Source organism: Vibrio sp. HI00D65 (assembly GCF_001635455.1).
Classification (GTDB): domain Bacteria; phylum Pseudomonadota; class Gammaproteobacteria; order Enterobacterales; family Vibrionaceae; genus Vibrio.
In genome coordinates this window covers 131,670-149,390 of record NZ_LWEH01000123.1, presented here as the reverse complement: position 1 = coordinate 149,390, position 17,721 = coordinate 131,670, and the positions used below count along the sequence as shown (strand labels likewise).

Annotated in this window: 17 protein-coding genes; 10 read left to right on the top strand and 7 right to left on the bottom strand. The window is 45.4% G+C overall.

The features are described 5' to 3' along the window. The first annotated feature begins 172 nt into the window (after window positions 1–172). Entirely contained in the window at window positions 173–2,053 is a 1,881-nt protein-coding gene (gene parE / locus A3712_RS10800) for a DNA topoisomerase IV subunit B (protein ID WP_063523426.1), read from the top strand. Between the two features lie 3 nt (window positions 2,054–2,056). Further along, window positions 2,057–4,315 (top strand): DNA topoisomerase IV subunit A, encoded by a 2,259-nt coding sequence (gene parC, locus A3712_RS10795; RefSeq protein WP_063523425.1) that lies wholly within the window; start codon window positions 2,057–2,059, stop codon window positions 4,313–4,315. A 116-nt stretch (window positions 4,316–4,431) separates the two neighbouring features. Here parC and degS read toward each other — a convergent pair whose 3' ends face one another. From degS to zapG, 3 genes are all read right to left on the bottom strand, one after another. Continuing rightward, a complete protein-coding gene (degS, locus tag A3712_RS10790) occupies window positions 4,432–5,496 on the bottom strand; it encodes an outer membrane-stress sensor serine endopeptidase DegS (RefSeq protein WP_063523424.1) in 1,065 nt (354 codons plus the stop codon). A gap of 160 nt (window positions 5,497–5,656) precedes the next feature. Beyond that, window positions 5,657–7,012, bottom strand: a complete 1,356-nt coding sequence (locus A3712_RS10785) for a DegQ family serine endoprotease (RefSeq protein ID WP_063523423.1) — start codon at window positions 7,010–7,012, stop codon at window positions 5,657–5,659. A gap of 127 nt (window positions 7,013–7,139) precedes the next feature. Continuing rightward, window positions 7,140–7,595, bottom strand: coding sequence for a Z-ring associated protein ZapG (gene zapG, locus A3712_RS10780; RefSeq protein ID WP_063523422.1), 456 nt, complete (start codon window positions 7,593–7,595; stop codon window positions 7,140–7,142). 219 nt (window positions 7,596–7,814) lie between these two features. On the opposite strand from zapG, the gene zapE reads away from it, so the two are divergent. The 8 genes from zapE to sspB all read left to right on the top strand — a co-directional run bounded on the left by zapE (window position 7,815) and on the right by sspB (window position 14,156). Then, complete coding sequence (gene zapE / locus A3712_RS10775; protein WP_063523421.1) at window positions 7,815–8,918, top strand: cell division protein ZapE; 1,104 nt, start codon at window positions 7,815–7,817, stop codon at window positions 8,916–8,918. A gap of 247 nt (window positions 8,919–9,165) precedes the next feature. Next, complete coding sequence (rplM, locus tag A3712_RS10770; protein ID WP_004740759.1) at window positions 9,166–9,594, top strand: 50S ribosomal protein L13; 429 nt, start codon at window positions 9,166–9,168, stop codon at window positions 9,592–9,594. A 15-nt stretch (window positions 9,595–9,609) separates the two neighbouring features. Beyond that, window positions 9,610–10,002, top strand: coding sequence for a 30S ribosomal protein S9 (gene rpsI / locus A3712_RS10765; protein WP_004740758.1), 393 nt, complete (start codon window positions 9,610–9,612; stop codon window positions 10,000–10,002). A 331-nt stretch (window positions 10,003–10,333) separates the two neighbouring features. Further along, entirely contained in the window at window positions 10,334–10,924 is a 591-nt protein-coding gene (gene petA / locus A3712_RS10760; protein WP_063523420.1) for a ubiquinol-cytochrome c reductase iron-sulfur subunit, read from the top strand. After that, the gene (locus A3712_RS10755; protein WP_063523419.1) at window positions 10,924–12,189 is read left to right on the top strand and encodes a cytochrome b; all 1,266 of its coding nucleotides are present in this window, start codon (window positions 10,924–10,926) and stop codon (window positions 12,187–12,189) included. Before petA ends, A3712_RS10755 begins: the two co-directional genes overlap by 1 nt. Next, window positions 12,186–12,923 carry a cytochrome c1 gene (locus tag A3712_RS10750; protein ID WP_063523418.1) on the top strand — a complete coding sequence of 246 codons (738 nt, stop codon included), beginning with the start codon at window positions 12,186–12,188 and terminating at the stop codon, window positions 12,921–12,923. The genes A3712_RS10755 and A3712_RS10750 overlap by 4 nt, the downstream gene beginning before the upstream one ends. 97 nt (window positions 12,924–13,020) lie before the next feature. After that, window positions 13,021–13,656: a stringent starvation protein SspA gene (sspA, locus tag A3712_RS10745; protein ID WP_004740754.1), complete on the top strand. Its 636-nt coding sequence runs from the start codon at window positions 13,021–13,023 to the stop codon at window positions 13,654–13,656. Window positions 13,657–13,661: 5 nt separating this feature from the next. Beyond that, window positions 13,662–14,156, top strand: a complete 495-nt coding sequence (sspB, locus tag A3712_RS10740; protein ID WP_063523417.1) for a ClpXP protease specificity-enhancing factor — start codon at window positions 13,662–13,664, stop codon at window positions 14,154–14,156. Window positions 14,157–14,251: 95 nt separating this feature from the next. Here sspB and A3712_RS10735 read toward each other — a convergent pair whose 3' ends face one another. From A3712_RS10735 to A3712_RS10720, 4 genes are read right to left on the bottom strand one after another with little or no spacing between them, the layout of a single operon-like run. After that, window positions 14,252–14,857: a BON domain-containing protein gene (locus A3712_RS10735; RefSeq protein WP_063523416.1), complete on the bottom strand. Its 606-nt coding sequence runs from the start codon at window positions 14,855–14,857 to the stop codon at window positions 14,252–14,254. A gap of 16 nt (window positions 14,858–14,873) precedes the next feature. Then, entirely contained in the window at window positions 14,874–15,464 is a 591-nt protein-coding gene (locus tag A3712_RS10730; protein ID WP_004729817.1) for a phosphoheptose isomerase, read from the bottom strand. A gap of 2 nt (window positions 15,465–15,466) precedes the next feature. After that, on the bottom strand, window positions 15,467–15,865 hold the full coding sequence (locus A3712_RS10725; RefSeq protein ID WP_063523415.1) for a YraN family protein: 399 nt from the start codon (window positions 15,863–15,865) through the stop codon (window positions 15,467–15,469). Next, window positions 15,852–17,669, bottom strand: coding sequence for a penicillin-binding protein activator (locus A3712_RS10720; RefSeq protein WP_063523414.1), 1,818 nt, complete (start codon window positions 17,667–17,669; stop codon window positions 15,852–15,854). The genes A3712_RS10725 and A3712_RS10720 overlap by 14 nt, the downstream gene beginning before the upstream one ends. Between the last annotated feature and the right edge of the window lie 52 nt (window positions 17,670–17,721).

The window sequence follows — 17,721 nt, the reverse complement described above, 5'->3', positions numbered from 1 at the left end:
ATAGTTTGATGTCTTAGTTTTTGAACTAGCTTGACATCATTAGTCAGCTTCCAGACTATATTCCCCAATACTTCGCTCGTTCGCTCTGCTATGACGGTTCATAGTAATGATTCTGCTTTAGTGAAACTGGAGCCAGCGAACTGACGCAAACTTTTTGAGTAAACTCCGTATTATGACTGAACAATATAATGCAAAAGACCTCGAGGTACTTGAAGGTCTCGATCCTGTGCGACACCGCCCAGGTATGTATACCGAGACAGAAAGACCGAACCACCTTGCCCAAGAAGTCATCGATAACTCGGTCGATGAAGCACTAGCGGGACACGCTAAGAAAATCAAAGTTGTGCTTCATGCTGACCAATCATTAGAAGTTACCGATGATGGTCGTGGTATGCCTGTCGATATTCACCCTGAAAAAGGCATCTCAGGTGTTGAGCTGATTCTAACTAAGCTCCACTCTGGTGGTAAATTCTCGAACAACAACTACAAGTTTTCTGGTGGTTTGCACGGTGTAGGTATCTCGGTAGTAAACGCACTATCTAAACGTGTTGAAGTTACGGTGCGCCGTGAAGGTCAAGTTCATGAGATCGCACTAGAAAACGGTAAAGCGGTTACTGAACTGACGGTTACTGGCACTTGCGGTCATCGCAACAGTGGTACATCAGTACATTTCTGGCCTGATCCCAAATACTTTGATAGCTCTAAGTTTTCAACGCTTCGCCTGATCAACAATCTGCGTGCGAAAGCGGTACTTTGCCCAGGGTTAGAAATTACCTTCAGTGACAAAGTGAACAACGAAGAACACAAATGGTTCTATGAAGATGGCCTAAAAGACTATCTTGCTGAAGGCGTAAAAGGCTACACCTTACTGCCTGAAGAACCTTATGTTGGCGAATTTGTTGCTGAAACGGAAATGGCGAACTGGGCGATCATCTGGCAGCCAGAAGGCGGCGACATGATCACCGAGAGTTACGTGAATTTGGTACCGACTAAACAAGGCGGTACACACGTAAACGGTCTACGCCAAGGTTTATTGGATGCAATGCGCGAGTTCTGTGAATTCCGCAATCTACTACCACGTGGCGTTAAGCTAACGGGTGATGATATCTTCGACCGCTGTTCATATGTACTGTCGGTGAAGATGCAAGACCCTCAGTTTGCAGGTCAAACCAAAGAGCGTTTATCTTCTCGTCAAACTGCTGCATTTGTTTCTGGCGTTGTAAAAGATGCCTTCAGCCTATGGTTGAATGAAAAGCCACAATTGGCAGAGCAGTTAGCAGAAGCTTGTATTGCCAACGCGCACCGTCGTATGCGCGCGAGCAAGAAAGTAGTACGCAAGAAAGTCGCATCTGGCCCTGCACTGCCGGGTAAGCTGACCGATTGCTCAGTACAAGACTTGAATCGCACTGAAATCTTCTTCGTGGAAGGGGACTCGGCGGGCGGTTCTGCTAAGCAAGCTCGCGATCGTGAGTTCCAAGCGGTAATGCCACTACGCGGTAAGATCCTAAACACGTGGGAAGTGTCGGCTGACCAAGTGTTGGCGTCTCAAGAAGTACACGATATCTCAGTAGCTTTGGGTATTGACCCAGACAACGATGACTTATCAGGCCTGCGTTACGGTAAGATCTGTATCCTTGCCGATGCGGACTCGGATGGACTTCATATCGCGACACTGTTATGTGCACTATTCACTCGTCACTTCAGCGCTCTTGTTAAAGCGGGTCATATCTATGTAGCAATGCCGCCACTGTATCGTATCGACTGTGGTAAAGAGGTGTTCTACGCACTGGATGACGACGAAAAAGATGGCGTACTTGAGCGTCTGTCTAAGAAGAAATCCAAAATCAACGTACAACGATTCAAAGGTCTGGGTGAGATGAACCCACTTCAGTTACGTGAAACCACCATGGATCCAAATACTCGTCGTCTTGTTCAATTAACCATTGACGACAACGAAGCGACACTAGAGATGATGGACATGCTGCTAGGTAAGAAACGCGCTGATGATCGCCGTACATGGCTACAGACTAACGGTGATATGGCCGAGGTATAATGGATGTCTAACGAAATTACATTTGATGGCGTTGAACAATTGCCAATGCGCAAGTTCACCGAAGACGCCTACTTAAACTACTCAATGTACGTAATCATGGATCGTGCATTGCCTTATATCGGTGACGGCCTTAAGCCAGTACAGCGTCGTATTATCTATGCGATGTCTGAGCTTGGTTTGTCTGCCGCTTCGAAATATAAGAAATCAGCACGTACCGTTGGTGACGTTCTTGGTAAGTATCATCCACACGGTGACTCTGCTTGTTACGAAGCCATGGTTCTAATGGCGCAGCCGTTCTCTTACCGTTACCCATTGGTTGATGGTCAAGGTAACTGGGGTGCTCCTGATGACCCGAAATCATTTGCAGCGATGCGTTATACCGAAGCAAAACTGTCTAAGTTTGCTGAGGTACTACTTGGTGAATTAGGCCAAGGTACGGTTGAGTGGCAACCTAACTTTGATGGCACGATGAAAGAGCCACAAATGTTGCCTGCGCGTCTTCCTCATATCCTACTTAACGGTATTACTGGTATCGCGGTAGGTATGGCAACAGATATCCCACCACATAACGTGCGTGAGATTGCTGATGCGACGATTAAGTTAATCGATAGCCCGAAAGCCGAGCTATCGGAGATAATGGAAAGTGTACAAGGCCCAGACTATCCAACAGAAGCTGAGATAATTTCTCCGAAGTCTGATATCGAAAAGATCTACAAAACGGGTCGTGGCAGCATCAAGATGCGTGCAGTTTGGCATAAAGAAGGTTCTGATATTGTTATCACAGCTCTGCCTCACCAAGTTTCGGGTGCTAAGCTACTTGAGCAAATCGCTAACCAGATGCGCGCTAAGAAGCTACCGATGGTTGACGACCTGCGTGATGAATCGGATCACGAGAACCCAACGCGCATCGTAGTGGTGCCTCGTTCTAATCGTATCGATTGTGATCAGCTGATGAGTCACCTGTTTGCTTCAACGGATCTTGAGAAGAACTTCCGTGTTAACTTGAACATGATTGGCCTAGACAGCCGCCCTCAAGTTAAAGGTTTGGTTCAAATCCTGAAAGAGTGGATTGAGTTCCGTCGCACAACAGTTCGCCGTCGTCTGCAACACCGTTTAGATAAAGTGCTAGCACGTCTGCACATCTTGGAAGGTTTGTTGGTTGCTTACCTCAACTTGGATGAAGTAATTGAGATCATCCGAACTGAGGATGACCCTAAAGCGGTTCTAATGGAACGCTTTGGTATTACTGAGATCCAAGCCGACTCTATTCTTGATACTAAACTTCGCCACCTTGCGAAGCTGGAAGAGATGAAGATCCGCGGCGAGCAAGATGAACTAGAGAAAGAGCGTGAGAAGCTAGAGAAGCTACTGGGCTCTGAGCGTCGTCTAAACACGCTTATCAAGAAAGAAATTCAAGCGGATGCTGAGAAATACGGTGATGACCGTCGTTCTCCATTAGTTGAACGTGCTGAAGCAAAAGCAATGACTGAGCGTGATTTGGTACCTAGTGAACCAATCACAGTGGTGCTTTCTGAAAAAGGTTGGATTCGTCATGCGAAAGGGCATGAGGTTGACGCTGAAGGTTTGAACTACAAATCGGGTGATAAATTCCTAGCGAGCGCTAAGGGTAAGAGTAATCAACAAGCGGTGTTCCTTGGCAGTGATGGCCGAAGCTACTCCCTTGAGTCTCACTCATTACCATCTGCGCGAAGTCAAGGTGAACCAATTACTGGTCGCTTGAACATTAGTGCTGGCACTTCTATTCGCCAAGTGGTGATGGGAGAAGATGAACAGCTATGGTTAGTTGGCTCTGATGCGGGTTACGGCTTTGTTTGTAAGGGTAGCGATCTGCTGTCTAAAAACAAGAGTGGTAAAGCTTTGGTTAACCTACCGCAATCTTCAGAAGTGATGGCGCCTAGTCCGATTGCTGATTTGGAAAGTAACCAGATCCTAGCGATTACTAACCAAGGCCGTATGTTGTTGTTCCCAATCAAAGATCTACCTCAATTGAGCAAAGGTAAGGGTAACAAGATCATCAACATTCCTTCTGCAAAAGCCAAAGAGCGTGAAGAATTTGTATCACACTTGATGGCTATTCCAGAGAATGCAACGCTGACTATCTACGCAGGCAAACGTAAGCTTGGCTTGAAACCGGCTGACCTTGAGAACTTCCGTGGTGAACGTGGTCGTCGTGGTGGTCTACTGCCAAGAGGCCTACAGCGTGTGACTCGCATTGATATCGAAGAGCCAAGTGAATCGTAAAAACATTTGATGCAATCTTCGGATAAAGGAAAACCCAGCCTATAAGCTGGGTTTTTTGTATTTTTTATTAGCAATTTAGATCTAGTCGCTCGAGCACCTTAGCTACAGAGACTGCTCTACAGGCGAGTATCTTCAGCAATTGTCACTTTAAGTGTCTTGTTTTCACCTTGGCGCAAGATGCCGACATTGATCACTGTTCCCGGGCGTAAATCAGTAACGATATCCATCACGCTCTGACGTCCATTCACCTGATTATTGTTGATGCTTACAATAATGTCTTGAGCTTCAAAACCTGCATCCGCAGCCGGACCATTTGGATCGATACCCAACACCACAATTCCGCCAATATTCTTAGTACCCAGCATGCGAGAAGTGACTGAGTTAATATCTTGCCCGTCGATACCGATGTAACCGCGAATCACACGACCATCAGCAATGATCTTTTCCATGATTTTATTGGCAAGTGGGTAGGGGATAGCAAATGAGATCCCATAGGTTTCCATATCGGTCGCTTGTTGGAAAGAAGCGGTATTGATACCGACTAGCTCACCTTGTGAGTTCACCAGTGCACCACCTGAGTTGCCTTCATTGATTGCAGCATCGGTTTGGATAAAGGCTTGGTGGCCGTCAGCGCTGATCGAGGAGCGACCTGTCGCCGAGATGATACCGAAGGTGGTGGTTTGACCTAGGTTGTAAGGGTTACCGATAGCCAGTACCACATCGCCAACATTAGCTTTGTAGTTCGGATTGAGTGGAATCACTGGGAGGTTGTCGCCGCTGACTCTGAGTATCGCGATGTCAGTACGTTTATCTGAGCCCACTAATTGTGCAGCAGCCACTCGGCCGTCTTGAAGTGCAACAACAATTTGGTCAGCTTGAGCCACAACATGGAAGTTGGTAATGATGTAGCCTTTTTCGCTGACGATTACCCCAGAGCCTAAGCCTTGTGTGAGGAGTTTGTTGCGATCACTTTCTGCGTATTTACGGCTATAAATATTAACCACAGCAGGCGCAGCGCGGCGTACAGCTTGGTTAAATGAAATCTGAAGAGAGCCAATATTATCGACTTTGGGATTAGTCACATCTGCGACAATCGCTGGCCTTAAGCTAGGAAATGCTAGAAGAATCAGCGCCGCTGAAACGAGTCCAAGGGAAATAGAACGAAATAGAAAGGACAGCATGTTTCCCTCTTCGACAGGTAAGGTATTGAGCCTCCACGCACGGGTGACTAGTTTGAATTACTTGTGAAGCATAGCATTTTGATTCATCTAAATAAAAGGGAGACTGAGTAAGTTTAAAGCAAACTTACAAAGTCTCCCTTTGTTTGTGTCAGAGAAGTAACTATCGAATTACCAGATAGATGGTTCTATCGCCTCGCTGGATATTGAGTGCCAATACGCCTGGTTGTTTTTCAACAATCGCTCTAAACTCCGCGAGGTTTTTAACCGGCTGACGGTTCACTCCGATGATGATGTCATCTTTTAGAAGTTGATAAGCTTCTGCCGGAGAGCCTTGAGCGACGCTTGATACTTTCACGCCAGTTGCTGGGTCATTGCTAGTGGTGTTGGTAAGCTCGGCGCCAGTTAGCCCTTCGTGAAGCTTCTCGGCTTTGGTTTTGCTATTGGTTGATTCACCCAGCGTTACATCGAAGGTTTTATTCTTACCATCGCGAACGACACCTAACTCGATCTCTTTGCCGGCACCGAGCGTTGCGACTTTAGCTCTTAACTCGCTGAAGGTATCAATACGCTTACCATTAATAGAGACAATAATGTCACCCGCTTTTAATCCAGCATCATCAGCTGCACTGTCTGGCACGACTTGGCTAACGAAGGCGCCTTTACTGGACTCGTAACCTAATGCCTCTGCTAGTTCTGAGGTGATCTCACCACCTTGAACGCCAAGCATGCCGCGTTTAACTTCACCGAAATCGATAATCTGTTCTGTGAGGTTTTTCATCATGTTGGATGGAATTGCAAAGCCGATACCGACATTACCTCCGTTGGGGCCAAGAATGGCTGTGTTGATACCAATCAGCTCACCGTTGAGGTTCACGAGCGCACCGCCTGAGTTACCGCTGTTGATTGCGGCATCGGTTTGAATGAAGTTTTCGAAGTTTTCGAGATTGAGGCCGCTTCGTCCAAGAGCAGAAACGATGCCTGATGTCACGGTTTGGCCAAGTCCAAAGGGGTTACCAATCGCGACAGTGAAATCACCGACTCTCAACTTATCGGAGTCTGCGAGCTTTATCTGAGTCAGGTTTTTGGCTTTTTCTAATTTTAAGAGGGCAATATCGGACATCTGGTCACCGCCGATAAGCTCAGCATCGTATTCTCGACCGTCATGAAGTCTTACTTTGATATCGTTAGCACCATCAATTACATGATAGTTGGTGACGATATGGCCTTTCTTGGCGTTAATGATCACGCCTGAGCCTAAACCGCGAAATGGACGCTCACGTGTTTGCTCTGGGCCAAAAAAGAATTGGAATTGTTCAGGGATTTGCTGACGTTGTACCTGTTTGCCTTCAACGGCGATACTAACTACAGCAGGGGTCACTTGCTCAAGCATAGGCGCAAGGCTTGGTAATTGTTCATTACCCACACTTAATGGGAGTGCGGCAGTAGCTTGAATGGGGGTGATGATTGAACTTAAGCTTAAAGTTAGTATAGATAAAGCAAGCAAAGGTTTTTTCATCATAAACTCCTCTCTAGTTAAGGTCTTACCCCTCTCATTACGTCTAATACGTTTGAGAAGTTTCAAATGACCTGAGTGAAAGTTATGACTCAAAAACCTTTGTAAAGTTCACCTAAGTTTTCAATGTTTATGACGCTTTTGCAGTGACGACATCAGGAGCATCAATGATTTCTTTCTTCTGCTCGGTAAATAAGCCAGTTGCGCCATTCGCGTAATCTTTAGGTTGCTCTTCCAGGGCTGTTTTTTTGTTTGCCGACTTTTCTTGTGGCTTTTCTGAATGAGCAGCCGCTGTCTTCACGAACGGATTGTCTTGCTCTGGTAGGTTAGGGATCAGCTCCGAGCTGGTTTTTTCCATGTGTTGGTACAGTTTTGTGTAGTCCTTACCTAAGGTGTCTAACATCTCTGCTGATTTCGCAAAGTGATCAGCCAGCTCTTGTCGCTGCTGTTCAAGGGCAAACTTTGCGCTATCTAATTCTTTCTGTACGTTCTTTTGCTTCTTGTATTCAGGTGTCATGAGACGAGAAATAGCGACTCCTAGAATAAGTCCGACTAGTAAACCGGCTATGGCATACATCCAAGGCATAACAGCTCCTTATTATTGTTTTTTAACATGTTTGTTACTGCTTAGTTACACGTGCTACGGCTCCATGGTACTATGAGAAAGCCGCAGTATAAAGAGAAATGCATGTGCGCTACTTAGCAGTTTAATGCTGCATTATTCGCCGCATAATGTCACGTCCCTTACTGTTTGAGCGTAATTTTATTCGCTGTCTGATATCGCTTTCATTGTGGAAATGTCGTCATGAATCCCGTCAAAAAATACGAACAAGATATAAAAGAGCATGGATTTCAAAGAGATCCAGCACAAGAGCAAGCCGTTAAATCTTTAGATGAACTTTTTCACCAGTTCCAAGATTATATGAATACTCCTATTCCTCAATTGACTCGATTTCAGAAATTGCTCGGTAAAAAGCCAGAGCTACCAACGCCACCTAAAGGGCTTTACTTTTGGGGTGGTGTAGGGCGTGGTAAAACTTATCTGATGGATACGTTCTACGATGCCTTGCCGACCACTAAAAAAATGCGAGTGCACTTTCATCGTTTTATGTATCGAGTGCATGAGGAATTAAAGGCGCTGGGCAATGTAAGTGATCCTCTGCCTTTGGTTGCGGATAAGTTGAAACAAGAGGCGGATATTATCTGTTTCGATGAGTTTTTCGTTTCGGATATCACCGATGCGATGATCTTAGGTACCTTATTCCAAGAGTTATTCGCACGAAACGTTATCTTAGTTGCGACCTCAAATATTCCTCCTGCAGACCTGTATCGTAATGGTCTGCAACGTGCGCGTTTCTTACCTGCGATTAAGCTGATTCAAGACAACTGCCATATTCTTAATGTGGACAGCGGTATTGATTATCGTCTGCGCACATTAGAGCAGGCTGAGATATATCACTATCCACTCGATAGCCAAGCGAACATCAATCTTGAAAAGTACTACAGCCAACTGGTTGGGGAAGATAAAGAGAGACTCAAGCAGATTGAAGTGAATCACCGTCAGTTAGATGTTATCGAAGCAAGCGATGGTGTGTTGCATGGTACTTTTGCTCAGCTTTGTCAGTCTGCCCGAAGCCAGAATGATTACATTGAACTGTCTCGCGTTTACCACACTGTTCTCTTGGCTGATGTTCTGCAAATGGGCGCGACTTTTGATGATGCAGCAAGACGTTTTATCGCATTAGTGGACGAGTTCTATGAGCGCAATGTAAAGCTGATTATTTCCGCCGAAGTAGAGCTAGAAAATTTATATACCCACGGCCAGCTAGAGTTTGAATTTAAACGTTGCCAGTCGCGTTTAATCGAAATGCAGAGCCATGAATATTTAGCAAAAGAGCACTTGAGTTAGATAGGAATATCTCGATTGAGAAGTAGAAATAAAAAAATCGTGATTTTGTTCAAAAAGAGGTGATTTTTTCTTCGCTCTTCTCTATAATCCTGCGACCTACCGTTACTGCGGGCCTCTAACGATGAGTTAAATCACGTTATGCCAAGAGTTTTCCAACACTCGAAGGGGTGATGAATGGTGACTCTTAGACAGTGGGAATACGCGAGTATTCCTTAAGTGTAAATTTTTTAAATAGGTAATTATTAGCATGAAAACTTTCGTTGCTAAACCAGAAACTGTAAAACGCGACTGGTATGTTGTAGACGCTGAAGGTAAAACTCTTGGTCGTCTAGCAAGTGAAATCGCTTCTCGCCTTCGTGGTAAGCACAAAGCAGAATACACTCCTCACGTAGACACTGGTGATTACATCATCGTTGTTAACGCTGAGAAAGTTGCTGTAACTGGTAACAAAGCTAAGGGTAAGGTTTACTACCGTCACTCTGAGTTCCCAGGTGGTCTTAAGTCTATCACTTTCGAAAAGCTGATTGACAAGAAGCCAGAAATGGTTCTAGAACTAGCTGTTAAAGGTATGCTTCCACGTGGTCCTCTAGGCCGCGCTATGTACCGTAAGCTAAAAGTATACGCTGGTGCTGAGCACAACCATGTTGCTCAACAACCACAAGTACTAGACATCTAATTGGGGATTATGAAAATGGCAGAGAATCAATACTACGGCACTGGTCGTCGCAAAAGCTCAGCAGCTCGTGTTTTCATCAAACCAGGTTCTGGTGAGATCGTAATCAACAAGCGTAGCCTTGATGTTTACTTCGGTCGTCCAACTTCTCGTATGGTTGTTAAGCAACCTCTTGAGCTAGTTGAACTAACCGAGAAACTTGACCTTTACATCACTGTTTCTGGTGGTGGTATTTCTGGTCAAGCTGGCGCAATCCGCCACGGTATCACTCGCGCTCTTATGGAGTACGATGAAACTCTACGTCCTGCTCTACGTGCAGCTGGCTACGTTACTCGTGACGCTCGTTGCGTTGAACGTAAGAAAGTTGGTCTACGTAAAGCACGTCGTAAACCTCAATTCTCTAAGCGTTAATTTTTCTTTACGAAAAAATATACGCTTCCAGTTTTATTACTGGAATTGTGGTTCAAAGCTCGGCTACATGCCGGGCTTTTTGTTTTTATTCCCCCCGCTAAACGCTTTCCCCCTCTCGTTTTATTTCCAAATTTTTGTATTTTGAAAGCTTTTGTAACTCAATGTGCGCTTTGCCTCATGATTGTTACAAAAAGGTAGCTTTATCTTGTCAAAAAGTAGGGTTTTATTTATCATTCGCCGTCAATAAATAGAACTAAATACATATTTTGTTAGCCATGCTCTTTAATCGGAATAATTTCAATCCACAAGGAGCAAATGGGAGAATGTTTGGATGAGCAACGCGCCTTTAAATAACGGTCGCAGGCGTTTCTTAACCGCAACAACAGCCGTTGTTGGTGGTTTGGGAGCTGCTGCTGTAGCCGTGCCTTTTATTAAATCATGGAATCCGAGTGCCAAGGCGAAAGCTGCGGGTGCACCGGTGGAAGTTGAAGTCAGCAAGTTAGAACCGGGACAAATGGTTCGTGTCGAGTGGCAAGGTAAACCTGTCTGGGTTGTACGCCGTGCTGAGTCGGTACTAGAAAACCTAAAATCTATCGGTGGTCAACTTCGTGATCCTCAATCTGAAACTGAACAACAACCCGAATACGCACAGAACGAATTCCGTTCAATTAAGCCGGAATTCTTCGTTGCTGTTGGCTTCTGTACGCACTTAGGTTGTTCTCCGACTTACCTACCTGATTCTTTCGCAGAACAAGTACAAGGTGTTAAGTCTGGTTTCTTCTGTCCGTGTCATGGTTCGAAATTTGATATGGCTGGTCGAGTATTCCAAGGCGTGCCTGCACCATTGAACCTTGTTGTGCCAAAGCATATGTATTTAAGCGACACCAAGATCCTGATCGGTATTGACGAGGGAGATGCATAATGCAAGGACTACTAGACTGGGTAGAAAAACGTATACCCGCGATGAATGCTTACAAAAAGCACTTATCTGAATACCCAATGCCTAAGAACTTTAACTTTTGGTACCTTTTCGGTTCTTTGGCAATGTTGGTATTGGTTAACCAAATCCTGACTGGTATTTGGTTAACAATGAACTACGTACCGTCTGGTGATGGTGCGTTTGCTTCAGTTGAATACATCATGCGTGACGTAGAATACGGTTGGTTACTACGTTACATGCACTCGACGGGTGCTTCGGCATTCTTCGTAGTTATCTACCTGCACATGTTCCGTGGTCTAATCTACGGTTCTTACCAAAAACCTCGTGAGTTACTTTGGATCTTCGGTATGTTGATCTTCTTGGTGCTTATGGCCGAGGCTTTCATGGGTTACTTACTACCATGGGGGCAAATGTCTTACTGGGGTGCTCAGGTAATCATTTCTCTGTTTGGTGCGATTCCTGTTATCGGTGATGACCTAACGCTTTGGATCCGTGGTGACTACATTATCTCTGGTGCAACGCTGAACCGTTTCTTCGCACTGCACGTTATCGCGCTGCCAATCGTACTTCTACTGCTTATCGTACTTCACGTACTAGCACTGCACGAGGTTGGTTCAAATAACCCAGACGGTATCGAGACTAAACTTCCTAAGGGTACAATGGGCGACGGCTACAAAACTCAGTTCCCATTCCACAAGGATTACACGAAGAAATACGACATCATCGACTCTATTCCTTTCCACCCATACGGGACTGTGAAAGATATGGTAGGTGTTGCTGGTTTTCTATTCTTATTCTGTTACGTGCTGTTCTTCAACCCTGAAATGGGTGGATACTTCCTTGAGCCGCCTAACTTTGAAGCTGCGAACCCACTGAAGACACCTGAGCACATCGCTCCTGTATGGTACTTCACGCCTTTCTACGCAGTCCTACGTGCGGTTCCTGACAAGCTGCTAGGTGTTGTAGCGATGGGCGCATCAATTGTTGTGCTATTCCTACTACCGTGGTTTGACCGTTGTAAAGTACGTTCTTACCGTTACCGTAGCAAATTGCATTTGATCAATATCATCCAATTCACAATAAGCTTTATTGCGCTTGGTGTACTTGGTGCGCTTCCAGCAACGCCAACTTACACGCTACTAGCACAAATCTTTAGCTTAGGTTACTTCATGTTCTTCGTTCTACTGTGGTTCTACAGTAAAAATGAGGCGACGAAACCATTACCAGAAAGGGTGACATTCAAATGAAAAAGTGGATTGTAATTTTATTCGCTATGTTGCCGTCTTTCGCGATGGCAGCGGGTGCAAACGTACCATTAGACAAAGCGAACAATGACTTAACGGACAAAGCCTCATTGCAAAATGGCGCTAAGATGTTCATGAACTACTGTTTCGGTTGTCACTCGACGCAGTACCAACGTTATGAACGTGTTGCGAATGACTTAGATATCCCTGTAGATCTAATGAAAGAAAATCTGATTTTCGACCCTGAAGCGAAAATTGGTAGCTTAATAGTTAATGCTATGCCAGCTGAGCAAGCGGCAAGTTGGTTTGGTGCTCCGCCACCAGATCTAACTTTGGTTGCTCGTGTTCGTGGTGCAGATTGGCTATACACGTACCTTCGCACTTTCTACGAGGATCCATCTCGTCCATTTGGTGTGAACAACATTGTTTTCCCAAGCGTAGGTATGCCACACGTACTTGAAGAACTACAAGGTATCCCAACGCCAATCTACGCAACTCATATCGTAGATGGTGAAGAGGTTGAAGTGGTTGTTGGTACTGAAACTGACGGTTCTGGTGAGCTAAGTACAGGTGAGTACGACGACGCGGTTCGTGACCTAGTAAACTTCCTTGTTTACTCAGGCGACCCGGTGAAACTTGAGCGTCACGCAATGGGTTGGTGGGTAATGGCTTTCTTAGTATTGTTCACGATCATCGTGGTTCTGCTGAAGAAAGAGTATTGGCGTGATGTGCACTAATTGTGCTATAATACCTTGCTAATTCCCAAATTATGTCAATGTTCAATGGAGGCTTTAGGCCTCCATTGTTTTTATTTAAAGTGTACTGGAGGGCTCCATGGCTGTAGCTGCCAATAAACGTTCTGTAATGACTCTTTTCTCAAGTGCTTCTGATATGTATAGCCATCAGGTGCGCATCGTTCTTGCTGAAAAAGGCGTAAGTGTTGAAGTTGAGTTGGTTGATGAAAAAAATCTTCCAGCAGAGCTTGTTGAACTGAACCCGTACAAATCAGTACCAACTCTTGTTGATCGCGAGCTTGCTCTTTACGACTCTAAGATCATCATGGAATACCTAGATGAGCGTTTTCCTCATCCACCATTGATGCCTGTATACCCAGTTGCTCGTGGTAACAGCCGTCTAATGATGTACCGTATTGAGCGCAACTGGTACTCAGTTGCAGAGAAGATCGTTAAAGGCAATGCTGAAGAATCTGAAGCAGCACGTACTAAACTACGTAACGATCTACTGACGCTAGCTCCTATCTTTGCAGAGTACGAGTACTTCATGAGCGAAGAATTCAGCCTAATCGATTGCTACCTTGCTCCGCTACTATGGCGTTTACCCGAGCTTGGTATTGAGCTAATTGGTCCTGGTTCTAAAGAGCTTAAAGTTTATATGAACCGCGTATTTGAACGTGATTCATTCCTAGCTTCTTTAACGGAAGCTGAGCGCGAGATGCGACTAGTTCGCTAAGCGTTATGGATATCTCAAATATGACACCACGCCGACCATACATGCTTCGTGCATTCTATGATTGGCTGGTTGATAACGAATTAACTCCACACCTTGTAGTTGAAGCAACACTACCAGGCGTGCGAGTTCCAGAAGAGTTTGTTCAAGATGGTCAGATCATTCTGAACATCGCACCTCGTGCAGTTGGACAACTTGAGCTGGGTAACGAAGCTGTGACGTTTAGCGCTCGTTTTAGTGGTCGTCCTCACTCTGTGATCGTTCCACTTTATGCCGTACAAGCGATTTACGCTCGTGAGAATGGTGCTGGTACCATGTTTGAACCTGAAGAGGCTTACATGACTTCGCTTGAAGAAGGGATTGAAGAAAGTCTTTTCGAAGAGCCAGAAAAAGGCCCATCTTTGAGTGTTGCAACGGTTGAACCAGAAGCTGAAGAGCCAGACTCAGATCCTGAGCCACCTCGCCCAGCAAAAGGTCGCCCAAGCCTTCGTGTTATCAAATAACGTTAGTTATAAATAACGACTCAATAAAAAGCAGCGACTCATCGCTGCTTTTTTCTTTTCTGTTACCTGCTGCTTTCTGTGCTTCAACTAAATCACTAGTTTACGGCAGTCTCTTCTTCACCGTATTCAAATGCTCGGATTACCTTCTTCACACCTGAAATGTTGCGTGCTACTTCGGTCGCGATATCTGCATGTTCACGAGATACTAAGCCCAGCAAGAATACTTCTGAATCTTCAGTGATGACTTTTACTTTGATGCCGTTAAGCTCTGAGTTAGCCAGCAGAGCAGATTTCACTTTAGTGGTAATCCAGCTGTCTTTGCTAATAGCACTAACAGAGAGCGGCTCTTTCACGCGAATCTGGTTGTGAATCGTTTCGATACCAGGTACATCTTTCGCTTGGCTTTCAAAAGAGCGGCGCTCAGCATCTGTTGTTGCTTGACCCATTAGTACCACAGAGCCGCGGTAAGAGCTGGCAGTAACACGAACGCTACCGCGGTATGGCTGTTTATTGGTGATGGCTGCGACTTCAAATTCGATATTGTTGTCGTTCCAAATCTCTTTGGTGGTACGCGTATCAGTGACAATGTTTGCTGTGGTTGCTGCACCAGCAATGAAAATGCCAGCACAACCAGACAAAGATAGTGTAAGTAGCGAAACACTAATCAGCTTAAATAGCGTCTTAGAGGTAATTGATTTCATTGTGATGCTCCGTATATCACTCTTCGTGAGCAGGGAAGAGTACTTGATCGATTAGGTCACATAGGCAGTGTAGTGTCACCATGTGCACTTCATGAATGCGTGCAGTACGGTGTGATGGGATGCGAATCTCAACATCGTGCTCACCAAGCAAGCCTGCCATTTCACCACCGTCTTTACCTGTAAAGGCGATGATAGTCATGTCGCGAGTTACCGCTGCTTCCATCGCTTTGATGATGTTCTTGCTGTTACCGCTAGTTGAGATAGCCAGTAAAATATCACCCGTTTGACCAAATGCACGCACCTGCTTAGAGAAGATCTCTTCGTAGTGGTAGTCGTTTGCAACCGCAGTAAGCGTGGTGTTATCAGCGGTAAGGGCCATGGCTGGTAGGCTAGGGCGCTCGGTTTCAAAACGGTTAAGTAGGCACGATACAAATTGCTGAGCGTTTGATGCAGAGCCACCATTACCACAACATAGGATTTTGTTTCCGTTAAGCAAGGTAGCAACCATAGCTTGCGCGGCGTGCGTGATTGCGTCTGGTAGTGCTTCTGCAGCCGCAATTTGGATTTGAATACTTTCTGTAAAACTTTCTTTAATGCTGTCTAGCATGTTTATCCTTGGGAAATGGCGTTTTGAATCCAGTTGATATGATCATCCGGCCCTTCAATGGCAATGATATCAAACCTGAAATCTGTTGAGTGTACCGACAAGCCTTGCTGCATCAGCCACACTTGGGCTGTTTTGAGTAGCCTTCGTGACTTCTTCGCTGTCACCATCTCAGCGGCATGTCCGTAGCGAGTTTGCTTACGGTATTTTACCTCAGCAAACACAATCGTATTGTTATGGCGCATTATAAGATCAATCTCGCCACATTTTGCTATGAAGTTTTGTTGAATTAACGATAAACCGTGGCGGGTCAGATAGGCCTTTGCCACGGCCTCGTATTGATCACCCACTTGTTTATGGGTGATCTTTGCTTTGGATAAGAACGTTCGGCTAAAAAGCCCCATGCTCTGCCCAGCTGATTTCACGTTGTACTACACAGTTGTTGTCGATGGTTAACACGCCAGTTTCACCTGGAATGCTGTAACCTTGCACGGCTTTCATCTGTGGTAGCGCACCCATTAGGTAGTATGCATCCATACCTAACGCTTGCAGACGTTTCTGGCCGTTTGAATGTGCAGGCCATAGTTCGTTAAGCTCTTTGTTCAGCTCGCCTTTGTTTTCAACTAGCAGCGGGATATCGCTGTAGAATACACCTGTTAGGTCTTCATACTGCTTATCACCACTGTTGCTGCGTGAGTTAGAGAACAGAGCAGGCTGGCTAGCGTCAGGGTTGATCGCCACTTCAATGAAAGGCTTGATCAGTGTTAGCTCTGAGTTCTTCGCCACGATGTAGACAGAATCGATATCACGACGACTGCGTGGCTCGGTCTCTAGGTCTAGTTCTAGTAGGTTATCCATTTGCGCGATGCGCTGTTGGCTCTCTTGTAGGCCGAATACCTGATTCACGTTGCGTTGAAGTTGGCGCTTGTCAGAAAAGAAGCTGATTGCTACATCGTTGTTGCTGTATTTCTTCCACTCTTCTTTAAACGCTTGCTCAACACGATCACCAAAGCGTCCTTTCGGAGCTAGAATCAGTGGGTATTTGTAGCCTTGAGCAAACAGGTGCTTCGCTGCTTGAGCAACTTCTTGCTCAGGTGATAGAGCGAGGTAACAAATATTGGTGTCAGGTTCTAGCTGAGTTGGAATGTTCAAAGCTAAAGCTGGAATCGCGTTCTCGTGATTTTTCTGCGCTTGCTGAAGCTTAGTGATGTTGCTCTTAATCAGTGGGCCAACGATGAAATCAACGTTGTTCTCTTCTAGTGTTGCTTTAATCTCAGCGGCACTTTGAACATTGGTGTCCATAACCGTTAGCGTTGCATCTTCTTCTTGTTCTTTGTCGTTCATCATCGCAAAGATGAAACCATCACGTACCAGTTGTGCTTGCTTACCATATTTACCCGTTAGCGGCAGTAGCAATGCAGTGCTGGTTGGCTTGCTGATCTCTAAGGCTAAGATGTCCGTGATCGCTTGCGGTGTGTAAGTAGCAGCAGGATGCTGAGGATTCTCGGCTAACCAATCAGACAGGGCTTCCTGTAGGTTTGGCAGGTTCGAGTTGAGTGTCTTCATATAAATAGCGAGCTGTAACCAACCGGCTAAAACGTCTTCCGTCGGTGACGTTTTCAGTTCCAGAATTTCATATTGAGAGTAGCTATTTAGATTTTGCCAAATTCGATCAGCAGTTTGCTGTTGGATCTCGTCGCTATCTTCTGCGTACTCAGAGTAAAGAACAAGTTCACGACTCGCCTCGAAATACTTGCTTCGCATCTCTGAAATATTCGCACGCAGCTCGTGGTAATCTTTCCACTGCTCGTTTGGCAGTTTCCACCAAGGCTGGAAGTTTAGTTGGCTGTACGCTTGATCCGGCTGTGAGTTATTCACCAACAGTTGAGCTCGAGCGAGTTGCCATTCTGCTTGCTGAACTTCAGTGAGCTCTTGTTTTGCCAAGCGTTTGATAAGCAGTGTCGCTTGGTCGGTTTTGCCAGCTTGCACAGAAGCTTTAAGCGCCATGATTAACCAGTCGTTTTGTAGGCTTCCTTTGCTACTGTCTGCCTGCATCATGTAACTTTCAGTGGATTGCACTGGATCTAGTGTAATATCTACGCTTGTTGGTGCTTGTGGACCTGAAGAACAAGCCGCCAATGTAATTGCTAATGCAATTGGAGTTAGTAAGCGTGGTACACTGAGTCTCTTATGGTTCATCGTTGCCATGAGTTCTTTAAATTCCGTATAAATTTGTATCTATATTAATCGTTGAAGTGAT